Annotated in this window: 16 protein-coding genes; 1 reads left to right on the forward strand and 15 read right to left on the reverse strand. The window is 41.7% G+C overall.

Translation table 11 applies throughout. The features are described 5' to 3' along the window. Positions 1 to 707: 707 nt before the first annotated feature. The 14 genes from OLM33_09325 to OLM33_09390 form a co-directional block, all read right to left on the reverse strand. Entirely contained in the window at positions 708 to 1,073 is a 366-nt protein-coding gene (locus tag OLM33_09325; protein MCW1713852.1) for a hypothetical protein, read from the reverse strand. Between the two features lie 45 nt (positions 1,074 to 1,118). Next, positions 1,119 to 2,396 (reverse strand): McrC family protein, encoded by a 1,278-nt coding sequence (locus OLM33_09330; protein ID MCW1713853.1) that lies wholly within the window; start codon positions 2,394 to 2,396, stop codon positions 1,119 to 1,121. Continuing rightward, positions 2,380 to 4,239: an AAA family ATPase gene (locus tag OLM33_09335; GenBank protein ID MCW1713854.1), complete on the reverse strand. Its 1,860-nt coding sequence runs from the start codon at positions 4,237 to 4,239 to the stop codon at positions 2,380 to 2,382. The genes OLM33_09330 and OLM33_09335 overlap by 17 nt, the downstream gene beginning before the upstream one ends. Before the next feature lie 535 nt (positions 4,240 to 4,774). Next, entirely contained in the window at positions 4,775 to 5,425 is a 651-nt protein-coding gene (locus OLM33_09340; GenBank protein MCW1713855.1) for a hypothetical protein, read from the reverse strand. A 97-nt stretch (positions 5,426 to 5,522) separates the two neighbouring features. Beyond that, the gene (locus OLM33_09345) at positions 5,523 to 6,500 is read right to left on the reverse strand and encodes a macro domain-containing protein (GenBank protein ID MCW1713856.1); all 978 of its coding nucleotides are present in this window, start codon (positions 6,498 to 6,500) and stop codon (positions 5,523 to 5,525) included. A gap of 169 nt (positions 6,501 to 6,669) precedes the next feature. Beyond that, positions 6,670 to 7,668 (reverse strand): PDZ domain-containing protein, encoded by a 999-nt coding sequence (locus tag OLM33_09350; protein ID MCW1713857.1) that lies wholly within the window; start codon positions 7,666 to 7,668, stop codon positions 6,670 to 6,672. A gap of 53 nt (positions 7,669 to 7,721) precedes the next feature. Then, positions 7,722 to 8,681, reverse strand: coding sequence for an ImmA/IrrE family metallo-endopeptidase (locus OLM33_09355; GenBank protein MCW1713858.1), 960 nt, complete (start codon positions 8,679 to 8,681; stop codon positions 7,722 to 7,724). Positions 8,682 to 8,942: 261 nt separating this feature from the next. Next, on the reverse strand, positions 8,943 to 9,917 hold the full coding sequence (istA, locus tag OLM33_09360) for an IS21 family transposase (protein MCW1713859.1): 975 nt from the start codon (positions 9,915 to 9,917) through the stop codon (positions 8,943 to 8,945). A gap of 297 nt (positions 9,918 to 10,214) precedes the next feature. Continuing rightward, positions 10,215 to 12,644: an AAA family ATPase gene (locus tag OLM33_09365; protein MCW1713860.1), complete on the reverse strand. Its 2,430-nt coding sequence runs from the start codon at positions 12,642 to 12,644 to the stop codon at positions 10,215 to 10,217. Continuing rightward, a complete protein-coding gene (locus OLM33_09370; GenBank protein MCW1713861.1) occupies positions 12,631 to 12,855 on the reverse strand; it encodes a hypothetical protein in 225 nt (74 codons plus the stop codon). The genes OLM33_09365 and OLM33_09370 overlap by 14 nt, the downstream gene beginning before the upstream one ends. 37 nt (positions 12,856 to 12,892) lie before the next feature. Beyond that, entirely contained in the window at positions 12,893 to 14,353 is a 1,461-nt protein-coding gene (locus OLM33_09375; GenBank protein MCW1713862.1) for a restriction endonuclease subunit S, read from the reverse strand. After that, a complete protein-coding gene (locus tag OLM33_09380; GenBank protein MCW1713863.1) occupies positions 14,350 to 15,825 on the reverse strand; it encodes a type I restriction-modification system subunit M in 1,476 nt (491 codons plus the stop codon). The genes OLM33_09375 and OLM33_09380 overlap by 4 nt, the downstream gene beginning before the upstream one ends. Positions 15,826 to 15,844: 19 nt before the next feature. Next, positions 15,845 to 18,202, reverse strand: coding sequence for a DEAD/DEAH box helicase family protein (locus tag OLM33_09385; protein MCW1713864.1), 2,358 nt, complete (start codon positions 18,200 to 18,202; stop codon positions 15,845 to 15,847). Between the two features lie 594 nt (positions 18,203 to 18,796). Beyond that, entirely contained in the window at positions 18,797 to 19,093 is a 297-nt protein-coding gene (locus OLM33_09390) for a hypothetical protein (protein ID MCW1713865.1), read from the reverse strand. A 401-nt stretch (positions 19,094 to 19,494) separates the two neighbouring features. Here OLM33_09390 and OLM33_09395 point away from each other — a divergent pair, with 401 nt between their 5' ends. Beyond that, positions 19,495 to 20,769, forward strand: coding sequence for a putative DNA binding domain-containing protein (locus tag OLM33_09395; protein ID MCW1713866.1), 1,275 nt, complete (start codon positions 19,495 to 19,497; stop codon positions 20,767 to 20,769). 300 nt (positions 20,770 to 21,069) lie between these two features. Here the strand turns inward: OLM33_09395 and OLM33_09400 are convergent, their stop codons facing one another. After that, positions 21,070 to 21,663, reverse strand: coding sequence for a type IV toxin-antitoxin system AbiEi family antitoxin domain-containing protein (locus OLM33_09400; GenBank protein ID MCW1713867.1), 594 nt, complete (start codon positions 21,661 to 21,663; stop codon positions 21,070 to 21,072). Between the last annotated feature and the right edge of the window lie 66 nt (positions 21,664 to 21,729).

A 21,729-nucleotide genomic window follows, 5' to 3' on the forward strand; every position in this document is an offset into this window, starting at 1 on the left:
ACTCAGGTGGCTCTTTATATTTGTGTTTGCTTCGATGGCTCTCGGCCCCGCGCCGCCGGCTCTGATCTCCGTGCGCCAATGGCTCTCTGTACTGCGATCCGGTGGCTCTAAAAAAACGCGTTTCGCACAGTCTGCATAAAACCAAACAATGTTGACCTGGAAATGTTCATAAAGGCTGCGGATTCGGCATTGTATGCAGCTAAGAACAGTGGCCGGAACCGGGTCGTGATCTATGATGATCTGAGGCCTTCGCCCGAAGCGGCTGAGCAATAGCAATAAGGCTGGCAAGCGGGCGGATGGGGCGGGTGGCCCGGCAAGCGATAGGCAAGCGGTTGGCAAGCAATAGTTTTCAGGACATGGCTAAGCAATAGCTAAGCATTTGTAAGTGCGGTCAAACTATCGTCAAACGTTGTCAAACAGTCGTGAATACAGGCTTAGACTGCATCCGGCGGGGAATTTGCCGGATTCCCCGCCGGTGAATTGGCCATCAAAGCATAAATCTTAAATTCTCCACCTGACCGAATCAGGCAGCTTTCGGCTGAAATAATATTTAATATTATATTAGACGTAAATTCTCATCAGGTCGTTTCAGTGCAGATCTTTCTCCGTCGTCCCCGAGTGATCAAATAGGGGATCCAGTGGCGTCAAACTCACTCTATTACTAGTTTTTTTAGAACACAGGCAACTTTGCCCAATCCGATATTTGTTTAATCAAAAAGGTAATGTCTACGAAACCATTCGTGCAAATCTTCTTCGTATCGGATGTCCGGATTTTGCGGCACCTTGCTTTTCCAATACTCGTTGAACCTTTCGAGCGTACAGACCTTGAAAGTTATCCTTGACGCTGGAATCTCATTGCTCGACTTCCATTCCCAGATGAATCCGTCGGGTGTCTCTCTTGCAAGCACTCCTTCCAGTTTGTGAGCACGCTCAGATGCAACGTATATGACCGCGTGCGCCCTCGCCAGGGAGCTATCTTCTTTTGGCAGGGGCATAACCTCGACGCCTATTCCCAAATCCAGAGCACCGAACATCGAAATATGAACCTCGTAAAGAACCCGGTCATTTATCATTTAAGAAACACCTTTTTCCTTAAACATATCCAGCATAAAAATACCTCAGCAGATTTGGGACAAAATCTTCTTAATGCTGTTATCCGTGTCTCTGAGGTCGATGAAAGAAACATCGACCTTAACTTTGTCGTTTGAGACATATGCGATGTTGGTTTTGCTCACTTTTTCCGAATTCGGATATAAAAGGACAACTCTTTCCGCCTCGTATTTTTTGCCATAAGCGTACATTTGGTACATGTCAGACTGTGAAATGCCACAATTCGGTGCTTTGTCTGAAAGCAGCTTCCACTTGGTGTCCAGGACTACTTTATGGCCTTCAAATTCCAGTACGATATCGGGGCGAAGTGCAAAGGCACGATTCGGGCTGTCAAAAAGGCTGTACATTGTATCCTGTGTCCTGACACTGACCTTTCTCGAAACAAGCTTGCGAAACTTGGCAGCAACAAAACTTTCAAACACTTTTTCCATGGGGAAAAGAAGCGCAAGGGCCACATGGCTTCCTGCAAAGGCTGTAAAGCTGTTGCCTTTCAAGAAGATACGACACCAGGACAGGGCCCGATCGTAATGGTTCATGCTCCGGTCAGGAAAACATTTTGAAAAATCACCGTCACAATTGACGGAATATTCGACTCCCTCAAAGAAAGTCAGCAGGCGAGTGGCATATAGTCGGTTCTGCATATCATTAGAAGCTTTCAGCAAAAAACGTAGCGTAGTCTTGATCAGCCGGTTCTCCGGCCTGTTGATATTGAAATCGTCATAACTTACATAAAAGCGTTCCCTTGTAACCAAATTGTGCTTGATGTCCTGTGATGTCAACAGCTTGCCTTTACAGAACCTCTCGTTTGCCTCTATTGTCGTATATGCAGATTTTAGACCCTGTTTAGTAAGAACTGTGACCTCGTCCAGAAACATCTTAATGAAGATCTCGAAGAGGTCCAGTCGGTCAGTCCAAAGGTTGGAAACGTTGAAATTCTTAAAATTCACGTCGTTGAGTGTTTTGAGCATCTCAAGAAAAATTTGCTTCGTTTCTTTTTGAGATATGTCGGCACCACTGATTTTTGGAAGTATCTCTATCACAGTTCCGTCAGTCATAGTAATAAGCCCAACATAATTTCGGGCGGTGATAACCTTGCCCACACTTCGACGGGCGGAAAGAGAGAGCAGTTCAACGGCTCCTGTTTCTCCGTCATCTGTGTTAGCAAGGATAAAGGCCTCTAACGCGTCAAAGGTCTTTTGGGGAAGCGCTTCATAGCCAAATGCCTCCACACCGCGGGTAAACCCGCTATATTCGGTTATGGTGTAGGTCTTATTGCAGGAAGGCATAGGCCCCATTCCTCATGAATGCTTCCCTGTTTACCTCATAATATTCTGAGAAATTAAAATCTGTGTTGCCAAACAGTTCATGAATATCATTCTTTTTTATGATAAACCGGGTGCTGTCATCTTCCTTCTGATTGTCTCCCAATACAAACTGGATCTTCTCATAATCATCATAAAAATACTCCTGCAAAAGCGGGATTATGTTGTTTTCAAAAATCCCGGCAAGATTATTGATCGTTGGGCCTTTTTTAAGAGGTAGCAGGTAGGAATGTCCGATAGTGTGATGACGATCAAGCAATACGGAAACGCGCTTGTTTAGAGTTTCGAGCATTTTCTCAACATTAATGCCATCTACGAAAACATCGTGAAGCAATGCAGGTTCAGGCTGCATTTCGACAAAGCTGAACCGACGGCGCAGAGCAGTGTCAATGATCGCAATTGACCGGTCTGCGGTATTCATAGTACCTACTATGTAGACGTTGTCGGGCACTCCAAAATTCTGTCCGGAATAAGGCAGGGTAGCCCTCAGCTCTTCTCTTGCATTGATACGCTTTGACGGCTCGATCAAAGTTATAAGTTCCCCAAAGATTTTTGAAATGTTTCCCCTGTTGATCTCGTCGATAATAAAGACTCGGTTCGGGATCTTAACTCCCTGGCCGAACAGGTCCGGACTATGTTTCTTAACTATCTGCAATGCATCGGAGACAGAGATGGATAATTTATATACTGTTGAAAGGGTCATACTTTTCCCTGCATTAAGGTCAACGATGTCCTCGTTGATCCCCTTTACAAGCCAATTTACCTTTCGCACCCGTTTGTAGTGTCCATATTCATCGTGCCACTCTGGATCCCCGGTCACTACACCTATGGCGTCTATCGTTTTGCTGGAATAGCAAGACATAACGATATCCCCTATTTGCATCTTGCTATAGAAAGCGTTCAGAACATTATTGCCGCCAAATTTATTGAAGTCCGCAGTCTCAGAAATAGTTTCACCGTATCCATCCCATCCAATGCGGATATGGCCTTTCTCCATACACTCGCTTCGAGTGGGGTTATCTCCGGTACCTTCCAATGAAACTTTCCACACACTCGGATTTTTGCCTAACCCTAAATCAACGCTTGTCCCATTTCTTACAGGCGCTCCGGCCTTGTCGCAAAACGCTTTAAAAATACCGTCATGCACCTCATATTCGATCTCGCTTGCCGATTCGCTCTTCTCTTCAGACAAGACAACGGGCCTTATGCCCTCAATAAATTCTTCGTAGCTGAAAGACTGGTGGAAAGTTATAAAGGCGATCAAACCATCATCTTTGTATTTCAGATAACGCTTGAATACCGTCTCATAACCCTCAGTTTTAACTTCTTCAATCGGTTTTCCCTCAATGATCGCCACCGCGTATTGAATAGAACTGTAAGTTTTTCCGGTACCTGGGGCACCATAGAGGATCAAATTTTTCCCTATCTCTGTTTTCTTTCCGTCTGACTTTTGGGTTTCCTGATTTTTGAAGACTTTGTCCGTAGAATTTACTTCATTCATGTTGTTTCTCCTTTTTAAAAATTTCAAATAGTAGTCAAGCCCATTCCTAAAATCGCTATGCCCGTTGCTTTTATCCGATTTTTCTGCGGCAGAATAACATTTATCATGTAAACGTTGAAATTCGTGAACATCCTTTATCAAAAAACAGTCAGTATCAGCATATTCAGTTATCCCAAGGGATTTCATGCCAGATTTCAATTTATATGCAGCAGCTTGTATTGTCACTTCTTTATATGTCTTATTAGGGTTATTTTTTTGAGGTTGCTTCTTCATCCAGGCAATAAAATCATCATAGAGATATTCCATTTTCCTTCACTCCAATCAAGCTAATAAACTATAGCAAATCCAGTCTGTACTATTCGTGGAGGTCTTATTCTTTACTGCTGTCTGTCAGCGCACCGGTGTCATGAGACATTAAAAGATGCTGCAAAATGATATCCTTCCTGTTCATGCTGCGGGCGGGATCCTGGTTCTGATTTTGACCTTGGTCCCCTTCCGTCGTCCCCGAATGATCAAATCGGGGATCCAGCGTCTCTGAATTTAGGCTGTAACCGTATTTCCAAGGTCTGAACATAAGTCCCTGGATTCCCGATTAAAACACTCGGAAAAGACGAGGATGGGCGCGGAGAATTCAAGATTTATGATTTGAGGGCCAATTCTCCGCCGGATGGTACTCCCGGCAAATTCTCCGCGATGCGAAGCGAGCAAATTCTCCAGCGACATCTGTCGCGAATTCTCCGCAGCCAAGGGCTGCAAATTCCCCCTTATTTACGACCGTTTGACTACTGTTTGACAACGTTTGACGATAGTTTGACCGCTCTTAGGACTGCTCAGCCGGATCTTAATTCCCGCCGCGTCTCTCTCGGTCCTCGTTGATGCGTTCTTTCCACTCTTTTGATATCGCCCGCCGTGCCCGGATATCGCTTACGGTCTGGCTTATGACTTCATAGTTCAGCCTGGTTCCCTCGCTGTCAGCGTTGTAATCCGCGGCCATGTCCCTGCCGATGCCAAAACTTTCAGCGGTTTCAGCCGAGTCGATGTTCGCGCCCAGGAAAATAAATTCCCATCCGTATTTCACCTTCTGGTGCGTTATCATCTCTCTGATTTTTTCACGCGAGAATTCCCTGCTTGCATTTTCCATCCCGTCTGTGGTTATTACGAACATAACTTTCTCGGCTCTCTCATTATCCGCTGTATGCTTCTGTACGCGACCGATTTTGTTGATGGTCTTGCCGACGGCGTCCAGCAGTGCTGTAGATCCCCTGACAAAATAATCCCTTTCGGTTATCGGTTCCACTCCCCTGATGTTGATGCGGTCGTGGAGCAATTCATATTTGTCGTCAAAGAGAACTGTCGTTATGACGGCCTCGCCCTGTTCCTTTTTCTGCTTCTCAAGCATCGCGTTGTATCCGCCGATAGTGTCGCTTTCAAGTCCGCTCATTGATCCGCTTCTGTCGATGATGAATACGAGTTCTGTAAGGTCCTTCTTCATGGTATTACCTCCCTGTCAGATGTTGTGACCGAATGGTAACACCCCGAAAAAGTCAAATGGTCGCCTATCAGGCGACAAATTTCCCGCGTAAAAAAGGTCAGGCTCCTATAAGGTTTTGTTTGAAAGCAAAGAGCGCTTCGTTTATCTCAAATATATCGTAGTTCTCATGTTCAATGAAATATTGGATGATCATGTCAAAGTAACAGCTTTTTGAAAGAGCGAATCCTGCTCTTGCAAGAAAATCACGCGTTTCGTCCAGATTGAGCTTCAGCGCAACAGCAAATGCCACCGCAGTCTGTTTTGAAGGTTTGTAATAGATATCGTTCCTTATCTTTGAAAAGAGCTTTCTGTCAATATTTGCTTTTTTGTATGTTTCTGAGTCCTTCATGCCCTTTTCGTCAATGAGGCGCAGCAGCATCTGTGAAAAAGTCTCATCCAGGTTTTTGACGACATCATCAAGGCTTCTTTCACGCCTGCGGGCGGCATTTGCGGAATCACGGGCAAAATTTTCCCTTATCCTCTCCCTTGTGAAGTCGGATGCCCGCTCTTCTATGTAATTGTCGTCAATGTATTGTTTGATCGATGAAAAAAGCTTTTCTGACAGCATGAAGGATGCGCTGTCGTAGACGACCAGATAGACCGTCATGTCGTTTTTCAGGAGGAATTCGCCTATTGCAGAGATCGCGGCCGACAAGGCCTTGTCTCTGGGATACCCGAAAGTGCCGGAAGAGATCAGGGGAAAGGCAACGCTTTCAAGCTTGTGCTTCTTTGCCAGTTCAAGGGAATTTCTGTAACAGTCCGAAAGCACTTTTTCTTCCCCGCTTGATCCGTCATGCCAGACAGGGCCGACTGTGTGGATCACATATTTTGCGGGCAGCCTGTATCCCTTGGTTATCTTAGCTTCCCCAACCTTGCAGCCGCCAAGAGCCCTGCATTCAGCAAGCAGCTCCGGCCCGGCCGCTTTGTGGATGGCCCCGTCGGTCCCGCCCCCACCCAGCAGGGAAGGATCTGCCGCATTGACGATGGCGTCAGCATGTACTTTTGTGATGTCATTCCTGATTATTTCAAGCGGCATTCGGGCATAACCACCTTTACTGTACATACGCCGCGTCAAATTGAACACCTAGACCGTTTAATTCTGAACACCCTCACCGCATCAACTGGACATTTTTCAAATGCCCTGAAGCACTTTCCGTCTATTTATAAAAATTACTCAACAGTTTTTTCCTTAAATAGATAATTTATTACATTCTAACTGTGAAATGTTCTATGATACCGTGTCTCAAAATATACAACGTAGAAGGATATTTATCCTTATAGGTTGGATTATTCATATTTTCAAAAACAACTTTTTGGTCATCATCCAACGTCATGCAATAATTATTGATTTTGATTATATGGTCGCTCTTTTTTATACCTAATCTATGTGCACGACTCATTGGAGTAATATCATTTACGTAATATCCCACATAACCATTAACAATACCTGGCTCTTTCATTAAATTTAAACCGAACTCATTGAAATTACGAGGCGTAGGCTCAACATAATCCACCTGTACTGATTTTGAAAGCCTGACTGACGGTGCTGAAACAGTAATGTCGCAAGTGTTGGTATTTGAGTTAAACAAATAAGTATATTCGGTATATATTCTGCTCTGCTCTTGGTTTTGTTCATTATTTAAAAATGAGAAACAGACGGTGTTGTTGTAAACATTACTGCTATGAGGCATGTTTTTTTCTTGACAATATTTTTGAAGAGCAGTCAAAAAATTGCCTACTCCTATTTTCCCAACAGTGCGAGTCACATAGTGTTTCTCATTTTCTGCAAGCTTGTCTATATCCTCTTGTAATGACACTGGGTATTGAGTGTTTTCATTTTTGTTTTCAGTTTGATCATTATTAACTATTGCGTTAATTATCATAAAACCGAGAAAGGCACCAAGTGCAGTCCAAACCTCAGATGACCTCTGATAATTTTGTTGCGATGATTCCCCAGCATAGTAGACGTTGCCCTTCCCTCCTTTTTTATCATAAAGAGGATGCCCCGATGGCAGCATTGAGCCATTCGACATGTAGCCACCATGGCCAGGACTGTAATGATACTCATTTCCATTTTCATCATACAATGGGCCTTGCATTGCCGGAGCAGTTCCCGGTGGATAAATTACAGTTGAATACGCTGGACCCGCAAACGTAAAAATAATTGTAAATACTAGGAACAAAGACATATACTTCTTGCTCATATTTTTATCCCCCTTGTCAAAGTGATTTCTAAAAAGCACACACAGACTATACACTAATCATCGACCTCTACAATTATCTCGTGATATGGGTCTTTTTGTATTTTCTTCTCAACCTTGTTTCTATGCGGCATAACATTTCCTTTAATTAGAGATTCAATTGAACCTGTAGCTTTAAGAATTGTGTCCACACTTACATCTGGGATTTCACCGTTTTCGTTTGTGTAGCCTTCCAAATATTTCGCAGACGGATTTTCAATTCCCAATCTCTCGCAAATAAGCCAGCATACGCTTTCAGCCTCAAATTCCATGCTTTCCAACGAAAGATTAAATCGCCTGCGGTCTTTCCACCATTTGCTATTTGGTGTACCAATATGACCGCAGTATAAATGTCCGAGTTCATGGAGCATCGTAGCGAATCTAGTCGTGGGCTTATGTTGAGAATTTACAACCATTTCGTATCTTGCTTTAGACCTATACTCGGTATTTTTATATTTTCTTGTTAGCTTTTTGCCGGATACTGAGCTGATTTGACCTGCCCTTCCCGTGCCATATTTTGCTTCACAATAAATTATTCTATCGTTCTTCATGTTTTCTATAGTAGTGTGATACATCTTTTCTGACACTTCGCCAACGACACCAAAGGGATCCAAAATTTCTTTAGGAATAGGATTCGGTCCATATGTATCGCCAAGCTCAAAAACAAAACCAACAGGTCCGAACATTTGCAGAATCACTAGCGGCATAGCACCCGGATTAATTTTACGGTTGTATAATTTTTCCCATTCAGAGGCTGAAGCTACAAACTCACTTCCTGGTCTTTGGATACGGACGAGCATTGCATTATACGGAGCTATCTTTGGGAATTTTTTAATGAAGTTAAGCAATTTCATGTAATCTTTGCTTTTTCGGAACGAACCTACCTCAGCATATAATTTATCAAGTTCAGGCACATACTTCTTCGGTTTTTGTTCTTCAGAATCGAATAGAAATGACTGATATGATTGTCCTGACAACTTAAGCGCCTGCTTTCATTGTTTAAAGTTGATATGAATGATTATTTGCTTATCAGCACAAAAATCACAAACATAAAAACAAAGCTCTTCGGACCCTGTGGGGGCTATCCTAAATTTTGTGTAAAGTCCTAGCAGGTGCAAAATGAGGTGTCTGAAATAATGGTCCGGTCATGCTTACAGTGACCTTTATGCAATTCTGGGGATTTTAGCTTGCAACCAGCACTGAGCAATCTCTCTTTCAGCCTAGCCAAGCTATACTGATTACTCATACAGATACCTTTCTGTCAATTGTGTAGGTCTGACCCCAATGGCATTTTCTGCCGTTGGCAGAGGAAGCAGCTCTTTTAGATCCTCTTTGTGAAGTTCTGCTATGCTCCGGTCATAACGATAGTGTTCACGGTCATGGTCCTCTTCCGACTTCTTGAGCAGATAGCGGTTGTATGTTTCAAGATCCTTCACTTCCGGTATTGGGACAAGCATATTGCGCCTGTGATAACCTACTTTGTTCTCAACGTTTCCTTTTTCGTTTCCCGCATCCGGATTACAGAAAACAGCAGTAAAGCCGTAATGTCCTTTAAAACGCAGAAATTTGTCCGTTAGGTCTCTGTGTCCTTCTTTAAGCACCTTTGTCACTATGGTCGAGGTGTTGTCAAACCAGAGCCTGTGGGGCACACCTCCCATACGTTTGAATATTGCAGCAAGTCCTTCCAGGAGGCATTCCATGTTTTCCCCTTTGAAAAGCTGTATGTATCCGGCGTTACTCGAGGGGAAAGAGAGATTCAGATATTTACCTGAATATAACCTGCCGTTTTCGTAGAAGTCCGCTGAACCGAAGTCCACCTGGGCCTCTCCGGCTTTATGTTCCAGCGGCAGTGCCGATTTCCCTGAACGGTACATTGTTTCTTTTTTAGCCTTAACGTACTTGGCCGTCGTTCGGTATGAACAGTCAAAACCTGTCGCTTCCTGCTTCAGCCTGTCGAATACGCGCTGTGCCGTGTGTCTTTGTTTTTTCTTTGCCTTCCTGTCATTTTCGAGCCAGCCATCTATTATTCCTTTGTAAGGATCGAGCTTTGGCTGTTCAGTTTTAATTACCGGCTTCAACTGAGGTTGATTGAAGTCATCCTTGGTGATGTATTTCCTTATCGTTTTACGGTCTATAGACTGTTTTCTCGATATTTCGCTTATAGAGATTCCTTCCTCAAAAAAAGCTTTTCTGATATCATCGATTTTGGTCATTGTCAGCATCCTCCGTTCCTCCCTCTTAGAGCTTGGTCGCACTAAAAGGGTATTTGGTTTCGGTCGTGCTTTCAATGGCCGTTTTGCAATTCTGGGGATTTCCAGCTTGCAAAACTGGGGATTTTCATTTTGCAATTCTGGGGATTTTTAGCTTACAAGAAACATTATCCACATTTTGTCAATTGTGTAGGTCTGCCCCCTCTGTGTTTTACAGCGACCTGGACACTGAGAGCAGTGTGTTCAAATACGCGCTTATTCATGTGGGTGCTTGTAAAATCGAGATGAGCTAATTCATTTCTATTTCAAAGGAAATGAATATTTACCGCATTTACACATTAAAGCAATAGGTTTCTCTCCTGAATAATTTACCGATATTATATTTTTGCAATGAGGACACTCAAAAGATTTGCAAAGTTTCTCCATTGCATTTACTGCTGACAGTAAATCATCTTTTGATATTTCATATTGTGGATTGTAGTGAAGAAGACAATTAATTACCCCGTTATTTTGATTTACTGCTGTAATTTCTTTTCTTAAGGAATCAGAAAGACACTTGAGTTGTTCTGTCGCATCTGTATTTTTAAACAAATCAGCTTGCCCTTGCGCATTTTTTATCAAATCCTGAAATTCTTTATAGGCTGCGTTCATATACTGTCCGTAAACCCATTTGTGCAAACTGTTATAGCGAATACGTGCCTTCAATTTATCACATAAGTTTTCAAAGAAACATTCCATTTCTCTCCTAAAAAAAGCGGATGCTTCGTGAATCTCGTTTTGTGCTTTCATCCGAGTCATGTCCCATATATTTTTACCCGTCTGCACTATAGGGCCCTCTTTAATATTCCAATTTAAAAAATGTATTTTGTTTTCAGAAGGAACTATACCTTCTATTACTAAATTATTTGCCCATACAGTATCATGTGTAGTAATGATGAATTGGCGTTCTGAAAAATACTTACTCATTAGTTTACAGAATTTCCTTCTATGCTCAATGTCTACTGACATTACAACATCGTCTAATACTACTAAACCAGATTCTGATGTTGTTAGTTTTTCCATTAATGCAAAAAACAAACTTATCCCCATACTATCCTGATGTCCTTCACTATGAAACGCCATTGGAGGGAATTGTCCCTGTCCAAAGAAATCAACACTTAAATTTACACCCGCACCATCATTATTCAATTCAGCTGAGAAATCAATTTCATCGTCACTGTGCATTTCTCTATAAAATTCAGTAAATCGATCCCTAATTGAAACAAATAATTCGTTAAGCACTTTTGCTTGAGCAGAGTCATACGTTGCAAGTAATAATGTTGCTTTCTCTTTTTGCAAACTAATTAAGGGTATCTTTTCATTGAGATTTTTAATCTGGAGAAATAGTCCATTAGTTGTGTTAAGAACTTGCCATGCATCACTTTTTTCCTTGCTTTTATCATCTATTTGTGGACCCAAAATTGAAATCAGTTTTTGGATTTGATACAAAAGCATTTCTGTGTTTTGATTTATTATTTCTTGAACAACTTCATTTATTAGTCTAAAATTCTCATATTTTCCGCTGTCATCGAAAAGAGCCTTAGAAACCATGCTAATTTCATTTTCTAGTTCTTTGACACAATCATTGTCATACTTTTTTATTTGTTGTAGGGAAGATTCCATTTTTGATTTATAAGTTAAAATCTCTCTTAATAGTTCGTCAATTGATTTTTGGTATTCATCATAGATTTCAGATAGATGTTCATTATTTTCTTTGCGATCTTCTAATATACTACGTAATTCAGCCTCAGATGCCCATTGATGTTGACACAACGGACACCGACCAGAACCATCAAGCATTGCCAATCCTGATTTTAAAAGAGAAATATAATTAAAATTATTAATTGATGCATCTTCATAGTCAATCTTCGTTACAATGTTGTGTAAATGCGATAATTTTTCTTTCAGAACATCACTCATCGTCGGAATATACTTCTGAAGATCTAGAATATTTTGGAAACAGGCAGTCATTTCCAAGTTTTCCTTTGTATCGGCATATGACAAACCCTCTAAGAAAGAACTCTCGCCCAAAGATGTTAGTGGACCCCCACCTAAGATTGAACGTAAATAATTTATATGATGAAGCAACTGCTCATCTAATTTTGCACCAACATTTTTCTGAAGTTCTTTATAACAGAGCTCTAAAGATTGTTCAGTTTCTTCCAAATTTTTTGCTGTTGTTTTTTTAAGTTTTGTCAGTGCGTCACGAATCGTTTTTGTATCTGAAATATTAAGTAATATCTGAATCTGCTGAGATCTAGTTGCAGGGGTCGTTAAAATAAATTTCAGTAATTCACGCCTTGCAAGGCAATGGGCTCCTCTTTGTGCATAAGCGACCATTTCTTGAAAGTTGGAGTCGGAGTTATTAGGATTAATGATTATTATGTCACTATTAGCAACTGAACGTTCAACTGTGAAAATTTCACCAGTTTTACTCTCAAGTTTTGCTGTTACTTTGGATTCTTCTGCGCTCATACCAATATGGGGAGCATGTTTAGCTGTCGATACCTCACCAGTTCCTTCTCCAGCTAATCTAGAAACTTTACCTAACAATAAGAAATCGATTGCATCAACGACAGCGCTTTTTCCAACTCCGTTTGGACCGAAGATGACAGCATTTTTTCCATTAAGATTTAAATTCAGATCTACAATTCCACGAAATTTTAGTATATGAAGGTTAATTAACTTCATTGTTTGTACCCTCAATACTTTTTAAAATTTCTTCAGCCATTTTATCTGCTTTTTGACATGAAGATATTTGAAACATAATTTCTTTAATTTCATTATTTGAAAATTTCTGTGATTCAGACAGTTTCTTGAAAAATTCAGATTTTATCTTATCGTTAACTGTTTGATTATTATGTTGACTGTCCCCCTGTTTAGTTATTTCATTTAAGCTCATTATTTTTACCTCCTTTCAAAAACACAAAAGTTTATTACTAAAAATGTTTCTCTAGTACAGGTAATATATCATCCAATTTTTTTACTATTCTTAGTTGTTCTGAGATTGGAGGCAAAGGTAAAATTAAACTGCTAATGCTTGTTGAATTTAGCGTTTTTCCTTTAATAGCATCTTTTGTATTGCCCCATTGCGAAACCATTGGAAGAACTTTAAATAAATAATCTTTAGAAATTTGTTTTTCTAAAAAAGGAAATATTGATATTATTGCTTCATTATGCACTGCATCGATACCAAGCATAGATACGCGACCCACTGTCAGTTTAAAGCTCATTATCAAAGTTCCAGCTGGTGACGATTTACTATTAAATACTTCATTAAATGCATTTAGACTAATTTTTTCTTTGGTTGAAATAATAATTCCATTCTTAGACATATCTGAAATTGAAACCCATTGAACATCATTCCCCCAATATTTTTCTTCATGTCTTGAAGGGGTTTTGCCCATTCTGTAATATACAATCTCCCCCAACCTCACCCAACACCAATTCTCCGGGGTCTCAAAGGGGATCTCGTCTTCGGTGATTTCGGGGAGGGGCTTTTCTTTTTTGATTTTTCCCTCTTTGATCAGTCGGGCTTTTTCTTTCTGGATTTCTTTAAGCAGGTCCCTTGCATCGCCGTCCTCTGGAAGCTGCTGTGTGAGCTTGCCCTGGATGGCGTATTGGAGGATTGCATCTTTCATCTTTTTGGGGAAAGACTTTTGCAGTTCTTCAAGCTTAGTTTCATCGTTTTTTAGGCTTTCGATTTCGGGTAGTAGTTCTTCTATATGTTCAACTATACGTTTTTGTTCTTTAAAAGGAGGCAACGGAATAATATTTCCGACTATTTTTTCTCTAGAAATATTTGGTTGTGCTCCTCCTGCTCCTTGGCTAATAAAATCATCTTTATGAGACATCAAGTAATAAAATAAGTACCAATTAAAAACTCCAACTATTGGTCTGCATCCACAACAGGCTTGATTAGTCGCTGCTTCAATGTTTAATAGCCCCACCTTACCTATAGTGGCACCATACATTGCAATTAGCACTGTTCCTTTTGGATTAAGTTTTACTGATGTATTTTTTAAAGCATACTCAGTAATATACTCTGAAACATCATTTATAATTCCATCGTTTAAATCACCAGTTTTAAGCCATGGGATTGAACCATTATTATAAAATTCAACATTAGATCTACTAGGAGTAGCACCGGCTGCCCAATCACCAATTTGCCCCAACCTAACCCAGCACCAATTCTCCGGGATCTCAAACGGAATTTCGTCTTCTGTGATTTCGGGCAGGGGCTTTTCTTTTTTGATTTTTCCCTCTTTGATGAGTCGGGCTTTTTCTTTCTGGATCTCTTTAAGCAGGTCCCTTGCATCGCCGTCTTCGGGAAGCTGCTGGGTGAGCTTGCCTTGAATGGCTGCCTGCAGGATGGATTTTTTTAGTTGTTCGGCGATCATTTAATTATCCCCAGCAGTTCTTCGATCTGGGTAAGTCTCTTGTCTATCTTTGCATTGAGTGAGTCTCTCTTTTCATGGAACAGGCGTATGGTTTCTTCAGGAGATAGCACTTCTTCTTCAGCAGTCGGATACCCGCAGAGGTCCATGTCATATGCGCGGTTCGCAATTTCCTGAACTGAATATGCTTTTGCTTTGAAGGTGTCTGTCTCAGTGTCTTTTATTTCTTTCCTGTCGCTCCACCATGCAGCGCAGTCATCGAAGTGCTCGACCTTCATCGGTTTGGTTTTTGAAAAATGCTTGTAGCCTTCGGGCATGTCCACGCGGTAAAACCAGACCTCTTTCGTTTTTTGGGACCTGTCGAAAAAGAGAATGTTCGTTGTTATTGAGGTATATGGGGAGAAAACACTTGAAGGCATACGGACTATGGTGTGCAGGTTGAATGCTTCAAGCAGTTTTTTCTTTATGGCAGACTTAGCGTTGTCTGTTCCAAAGAGGAATCCATCGGGGATTATCACAGCTGCTCTTCCTCTTTCTTTGAGCCTGTACATTATGACCGACATGAAAAGGTCTGCTGTTTCACTGCTTCTGAGGTCCGCGGGGAAATTGATCTTTACTCCTTCGCTTTCGGTTCCCCCATATGGAGGATTCATGAGAACTATGTCAAATTTGTCGCTTTCTTTGTATTCCCTGACGTTTCTCTCCAGTGAGTTGCCGTGATAGATCCTGGGGCTGTCGATATCGTGGAGCAGCATGTTTGTGATAGAGAGAAGGTATGGGAGAGGCTTCTTTTCTATACCGTAGATACTGTTGTTGTAAAGCTCCCTGTCTTCAATGGTATTTATCTGTGGTTCAAGGAGCTTCAATGTAGAGGTCAAAAATCCTCCGGTTCCGCAGGCAAAATCGGCCACGTGCTCGCCCAGTTTGGGATCGATCATACTTACCATGAAATCAGTGACGGCCCTGGGGGTATAGAACTCGCCTGCATTTCCTGCACTTTGCAGGCTCTTCAGTATCGTCTCGTATATATCACCAAAGGCATGGCGTTCGTTGTATTCATCAAATTCAATGCCGTCGATGACGTTAATGACTTTTCTAAGCAGTACCCCATCCTTCATGTATTGGTTGCTGTCCTCGAAGACTGCCTTGACTATGGATTTCTTCATAGGTGTTGATTCTGTAATTTTGAGTTCTTTCAGCGCAGGGAAAAGCTTGATATTTACAAAGTCCAGCAGGCCCTGGCCTGTAAGCGCTTCTCCGTCTTTTTTGTCTACCGCCCAGTTTCTCCACCGGAGTTCCTCGGGGATGATCGATTTGTAGTTGTCGTCGTGGAATTCCCAGTCTTCTTCTTTTGCGTCATATACTTTAAGGAAGAGGATCCACGTCATCTGTTCGATCCTCTGGGCATCTCCGTTGATCCCGCTGTCGCCCCTCATTATGTTCTGGATGGTTTTGACAAAGTTCCCTATGGTCATACTCTTATCTCCTCACTCTTCATGCAGCTTCGTATATCGCTCTTTCAAGTTCTTTGACTGCTCTAAGATATGCATCTTTGCCTCCGAAGAGACTTGCTATCCTCTTGGGGCTTCCTATGCGGTCAAAGGGTGCATTATCCAAAATTCTCGTATCTTCAAGCTCACTGATGCCCTGATCCATGTACTTTTCCAAAAGGGCTGAGAGCACTTCCCGGCAAAGACCGGAATATTTGTACAGGTAGCCCTTCTTTCTTACGTGTTCTACACGTTCTCTTTTTGTGAGCGGTTTTTTGTCATAAGCTATGTGTAGGATAAGGTCAAAATCGTCAAGATCTTTTCCGGACTCTTCTTTAAGGGCATCAAGCAAAACGCCCCGGCTCTCCAATTCCTCAATAATAGCCTTCTTCTGTTCAGTGTTTGTCCAAGCGTTTAAAAATTCATCAAGCGTGGCAAATTCATCCAGAATGTTCCTCTTGCTGTAGTCCTTTATGCTTTCTGTGATAAGTTTTCCATTAATATCACAGTACTGGACCCGTTCATTGATGATCGTTACTATTACGCCGTTCACCCGAATTTTAGTATGAGGTTTATCTCCGAGGGATGTCCCTACCCTTGAAAGACTCTCCAACGTTTCCTGGTCGTCCTCTGTTTCCCGGTCATCAAAGATAAGTGGTGCTGTCTCATCTTCCTTGGGATTCCATTTGTCTCCTCCGTCACCTGCGTCAATTACGACCACCGGATCTCCGTCAAAATCAGGATCGGCAAATAACCGGCAGACGTTTCTGAAGTCCATTATTGTGAAGTATTCTTTGCCGTATTCAGGATAGAGCCTTGTACCCCGGCCAATTATCTGCTTGAACTCGGTCATTGAATTTATATTGCTGTCAAGGACAATAAGCTTGCATGTCTTTACATCGACTCCGGTTGTCATCAGCTTTGAAGTCGTCACCAAGGCTGGGTATTTTTCATTTACATCTATAAAATAATCCAGCTGGGCCTTGCCTTCAGGGTTGTCCCCGGTTATGCGCATGATATACTTCGGATTTTCGACGACAAGGTCTTTGTTTTCATTTATTAGCGCCCGCCTCGTTCTTTCCGCATGTTCGATGTCCACACAGAAAACTATGGTTTTGCTGAAGCGCCCGTTAGCTGAAAGCCATTTGGTGATGCGGTTCGCTACTGCCTTGGTTCGTTCATCAATAATTAGGTTGTGGTCAAAATCCTTAATGTTGTATTCACGATCTTCTATCTCATTTCCGTTAACATCAAGCTGTCCCTTATACGGTCTCCAGCCTTCGAGATCTTTATCAAGACCGATCCTTATCACCTTGTAAGGTGCGAGGAATCCGTCATCAATGCCCTGTTTGAGGCTGTATGTGTAAACAGGATCTCCAAAATATGTGATGTTGCTGATTTCCTTTGTTTCCTTTGGTGTCGCAGTCATTCCTATGTGGATAGCCGAGTTAAAGTAATCTAAGATCCTCCGCCACTGGGATTCTTCTCTCGCGCTGCCTCGATGGCATTCATCCACGATTATCAGGTCAAAGAATCCAGGCTGGAATTCTCTGAAAGGCTCATATCCGTCATCGCCGGACAATTGGTGGTAGAGGCTCATATATACCTCATACGAGCTGTCGAGTTTCCTGTCCTGTATTTTTGTCATTATTTTTTCGAAAGGCCTGAAATCCTGCTGCATAGTCTGGTCGATAAGTATGTTGCGGTCCGCAAGGTATAATACCCGCTTTACGGTTTTGGTTTTCAGCAGTTTCCAGATGATTTGAAAGGCAGTGAAAGTTTTTCCTGTTCCCGTTGCCATGACAAGAAGGACCCTTCGTTGGCCTTTCGCGATGGCTTCAATCGTTTTGTCTATTGCTATACGCTGATAGTAACGGGGTTTTTTTCGAGATAAGGAATCGAAATGATCCGGTTCCTCTATTATTCTTTCCTGTTTTTGATCAATATTTTTTCCGGTGAGATAGCGTTCCCATAATTCATTTTCGGAAGGGAATTCATCCAGAGAGAGTTCTGTTTCTGCGCCGGTAAAGTAGTCATGTTCGATAAAACCGCATCCATTGGAAGAATAGGCGAAAGGAATATTTAATATCCCGGCATATTCCATTGCTTGCTGTATTCCGTCTCCGACAGAGTGATCCGCATCTTTGGCTTCGACTATAGCGAGGGGGCGGTGTCCCTCTTTACGGGTGAGAAGATAGTCAGCTTTCTTTTGTTTCCCCCTTGTTACTTTGTTTCCCCTGACTATGACCTGACCGTTTGTAAAGAAATGCTCCATAAAGACCTGTTCTTTGGCCCATCCTGCCCTTTCTATTGCAGGGGTTATATATCTGTTTTTTATGTCTTCCTCTGTCAGTTTTTTCATTGGTTCCTCCTCTTTAACGATCTTGAAACAAGCCACATTAAAGTTTGGTGCCAATAAATTTATCAGGAGACCCAGATCTTTATCTTCTCTATGATTTATGAATATTTATATTTTAACTTGAAAGTAAGATTTGTTGAGGCATTATACATAACGATCCAAATGTACTTTTAGATATTATCACCAATATCAATAAGTATCCACAAGATGGCATCTAATTAAACAGGTATTTTAAATAAATGTTGGGGATTTTTATGGAATAAGTGAGAGTTCAACGAGATTATTGAGATTTTGACAAGGTATTAAGCCACTGGTTCCCCGATGGAGACACTCGGGGAAGACGAGAGCGCGGAGAAAGTCAGAATCAAAGGCTGGATTCCAAATCTCGGAACGCACACCAAATAGTTCAGTCGTTACGGTGATTTGAAATGTCCCTCGTTCAAGGAACAGCTCCTTCCTGATCAAAGGCATACCGGGAAGACGAAAAAAGGGCTGGATCTTCAGATCCTAAACCAATCGACTTGCTATAGATTCCCTATTGACTCCCGTTCTAATTCAGTCTCCGCCTGCGTTTACAACCGCTTGCCAACTGCTGGCCTATTGCTTGCCAACTGCTTGCCGAGCAGACTTGGCTTCTGTCTGCTTCTTTCCTTTCGGGATCTCGGGCGGATAGGGGGTGATGCAGTATTCCTGCATGGTCTCGGTCCAGGCTTCGTAGTCGCTCATCCCGGGGACTATCTTCTGCAAATTGGTCATGGCTTTTTTCGTTCTTTCCGCCTGCTTCATTGCATACTTCTTTGCTTCCTCACGGTCTGCCTTTTTCCAGACTCTCGGGAAGTAGATCATCCAGTGCTCCATTGTCTCTTCAGCTATTCTTTCTACCGACATCTCCATTATTGACACCACCCCTCAAGTGAATGTTATTGATTTATTGTCTTATAATATTACTATTGTTGATAGTGTCAAGAGGGGAGACAGGCGGAGGGTGCATCCGCCGGGGAATTTACGAGAAATACACTCGTGGTGAATTCGCGACAGGGCCGGTCGCTGGGGAATTTGCATCGTTTTGCATCGCGGAGAATTGGCCCATAAATCTTAAAGATAGAATTCACCTGCTGGGGTCCCACCAAACTTTCCAGCGACGGCAGTCGCTGCCGCTATCGTTGTAATCGTTGTGCAACGATAACTAAAAAATAGATTTAAATTGCAACGATAAATGCAACGATAGCTTTATCGTTGCATTAATAAATTATTCATGCTAGGATATCTTTATGAAATATGAGAGGAGGGGCAGGATGGACATCAAAGAAAGATTTAACCTTGAGTTTAAGGAGAAAATAAACAAGAAATTTTTGAAGACTGTCAGCGCTTACGCGAACTACAATGACGAAGAAATTATATTTGGTATTGATGATGCCGGAAATGTTGTGGGTCTGGATAATATTGATAATGAGTGCATCAAAATAGAAAACATGATAAATGATTCTTTGGATCCTGTCCCTCAATTTACAACAACCAGTGAAAACAAAGAGGGGAAAAACATTGTTGTGCTTCGTGTAAAAAAGGGCGGAGACACACCGTATTATTCGGGAGGAAAAACATATAAGCGATCTGATACTTCAACCGTTGAGGTTGACAGATCTGAGTTAACAAGGCTGGCTTTGAATGGGGTCAACATGGATTATGAAAAACGAAAGGCATCTTCGCAAAACTTAAGTTTTAATGTATTGAAACAAGCGTTAAATGAACGGGCTGGTATAAAAAGAACAGATTTAGATATTTTAAGAACTTTGAATCTGTACGATGTTAGCGGGTATTTCAATATTGCCGGAGAATTACTGGCAGACAAAAACCAAATTAATTTTTCAGGAATCGATATCATCCGTTTTGGAGCGGATGTTGATCAGATCCTATACAGAGAGACAATCAACAATAAATCGCTGTTGTCACAATATTACAGGGCATTAGCAATTTTTGAACAGTACTACCAATATGAAGAAATAGAAGGATATGAAAGAGTAAAAAAAGAGATGATCCCCCGAGAAGCCTTTCGGGAAGCATTGGCTAATGCCATAATTCACAGAGTGTGGGACATAAACTCTTATATTCAAATATCAATGTATGATGATTTGATCGAAATTAAATCACCGGGAGGTCTGCCTAACGGCCTTTCAAAGAAAGAATATCTGCACTATAACATATCAGTATTGCGAAATCCGATCATATCCGGCGTATTCTATCGCCTGGGGATCATAGAAAAGTTTGGGACTGGGATTGCCAGGATAAACAGGGAGTATATCAACAGCTTATCCAAACCAGATTTTCATATCGAAGAAAACAGCATATCCATCCTTCTGCCTGTTATAAGGACTGATACCTCAGACTTGGCGAAAGATGAAATCAAAATATACAATTTATTGAAGAAAGAAAAAGAGCTGTCCAGAAAAGAATTGGACGACGCTCTTGGTTTTGATAAAGCTAAGACCATTCGGATCCTTAACAATTTAGTAAAGAAGAAAATAATAATTAAGCAAAAGCAAGGCCCCGGAACCACCTATAAATTGATTTGAGGAAGACGGGCAAGCCAGCAACACTTCTTCGAATGCGTTGCGAGATCAGGAGGGATTGCTGAGCGGTCGTAGGGGGCATGGTCAGGATCAGGGAATTTACGAGAAATGCACTCGTGGTGAATTCGTAGCCTTTGGGCTGCGGTGAATTTGCAGCAAGGGTCACGCTGCGGGAAATTTGCTCGCTTCGCATCGCGGAGAATTGCCTGACTTAGTCAGGCGGGAACTAATTTTTAAAAGATTTATGGGTCAATTTACCGCCAGCTCAAAGGACCGAAATTTTACGGCTCATAGCTTCTCCGTTCATAGCAACGCCTCCAGATAATTTTTGAGGGGAGTTTCAACTCTGAGTTTTTTTGCATGATCCATGAGGATCGAGTAATCCGTTGACTTTAATTTCACAAATCGTTTTAATGCGTCATTCAGGATCTGGATGTCTACGCGGCTTCTGCTTCTGATCAGATCACAGATCGTTCTTTCAAGAATATAGGTCCTGATCGGATTGCCATGGGCGCTTTTAACAGTTTCTACTCCCTGTTCATGAAGTTCTTTCTTGACGTAGTAGATTTTGAACCGGTCAGCCACATTACCAACCACTTTATATCCACTTGGAACAGAGGCTGAATATTGAAAGGGAGCCCTATCCGAAAGGCCATGCAAATATAGGGCTGTTTCATGAGAGTAGATCAGCTTCGGATATTTAGTTTGCATGAAATACATTTCATCCTCAATGGAATCAACTGACACATAAACACCCCTGCCTACTCTTTCAAGCTGCCCCTCTGACAGCATCTTCCGCAGGTAAACTCTGGGGATCTCATTTCTATCAAGATCCGAACTTAGAACTGTCCCGTGTTGCTTCTGAATTAGTTTTTTCAGCTTTTCAGGATGATCCACGATTATCACCTCTTTTACAAATATACTTATATTATATATAATTTAAGTATATTTGTAAAATCAACC

The organism is Synergistaceae bacterium DZ-S4, assembly GCA_025943965.1.
GTDB lineage: Bacteria > Synergistota > Synergistia > Synergistales > Synergistaceae > Caenicola > Caenicola nitritireducens.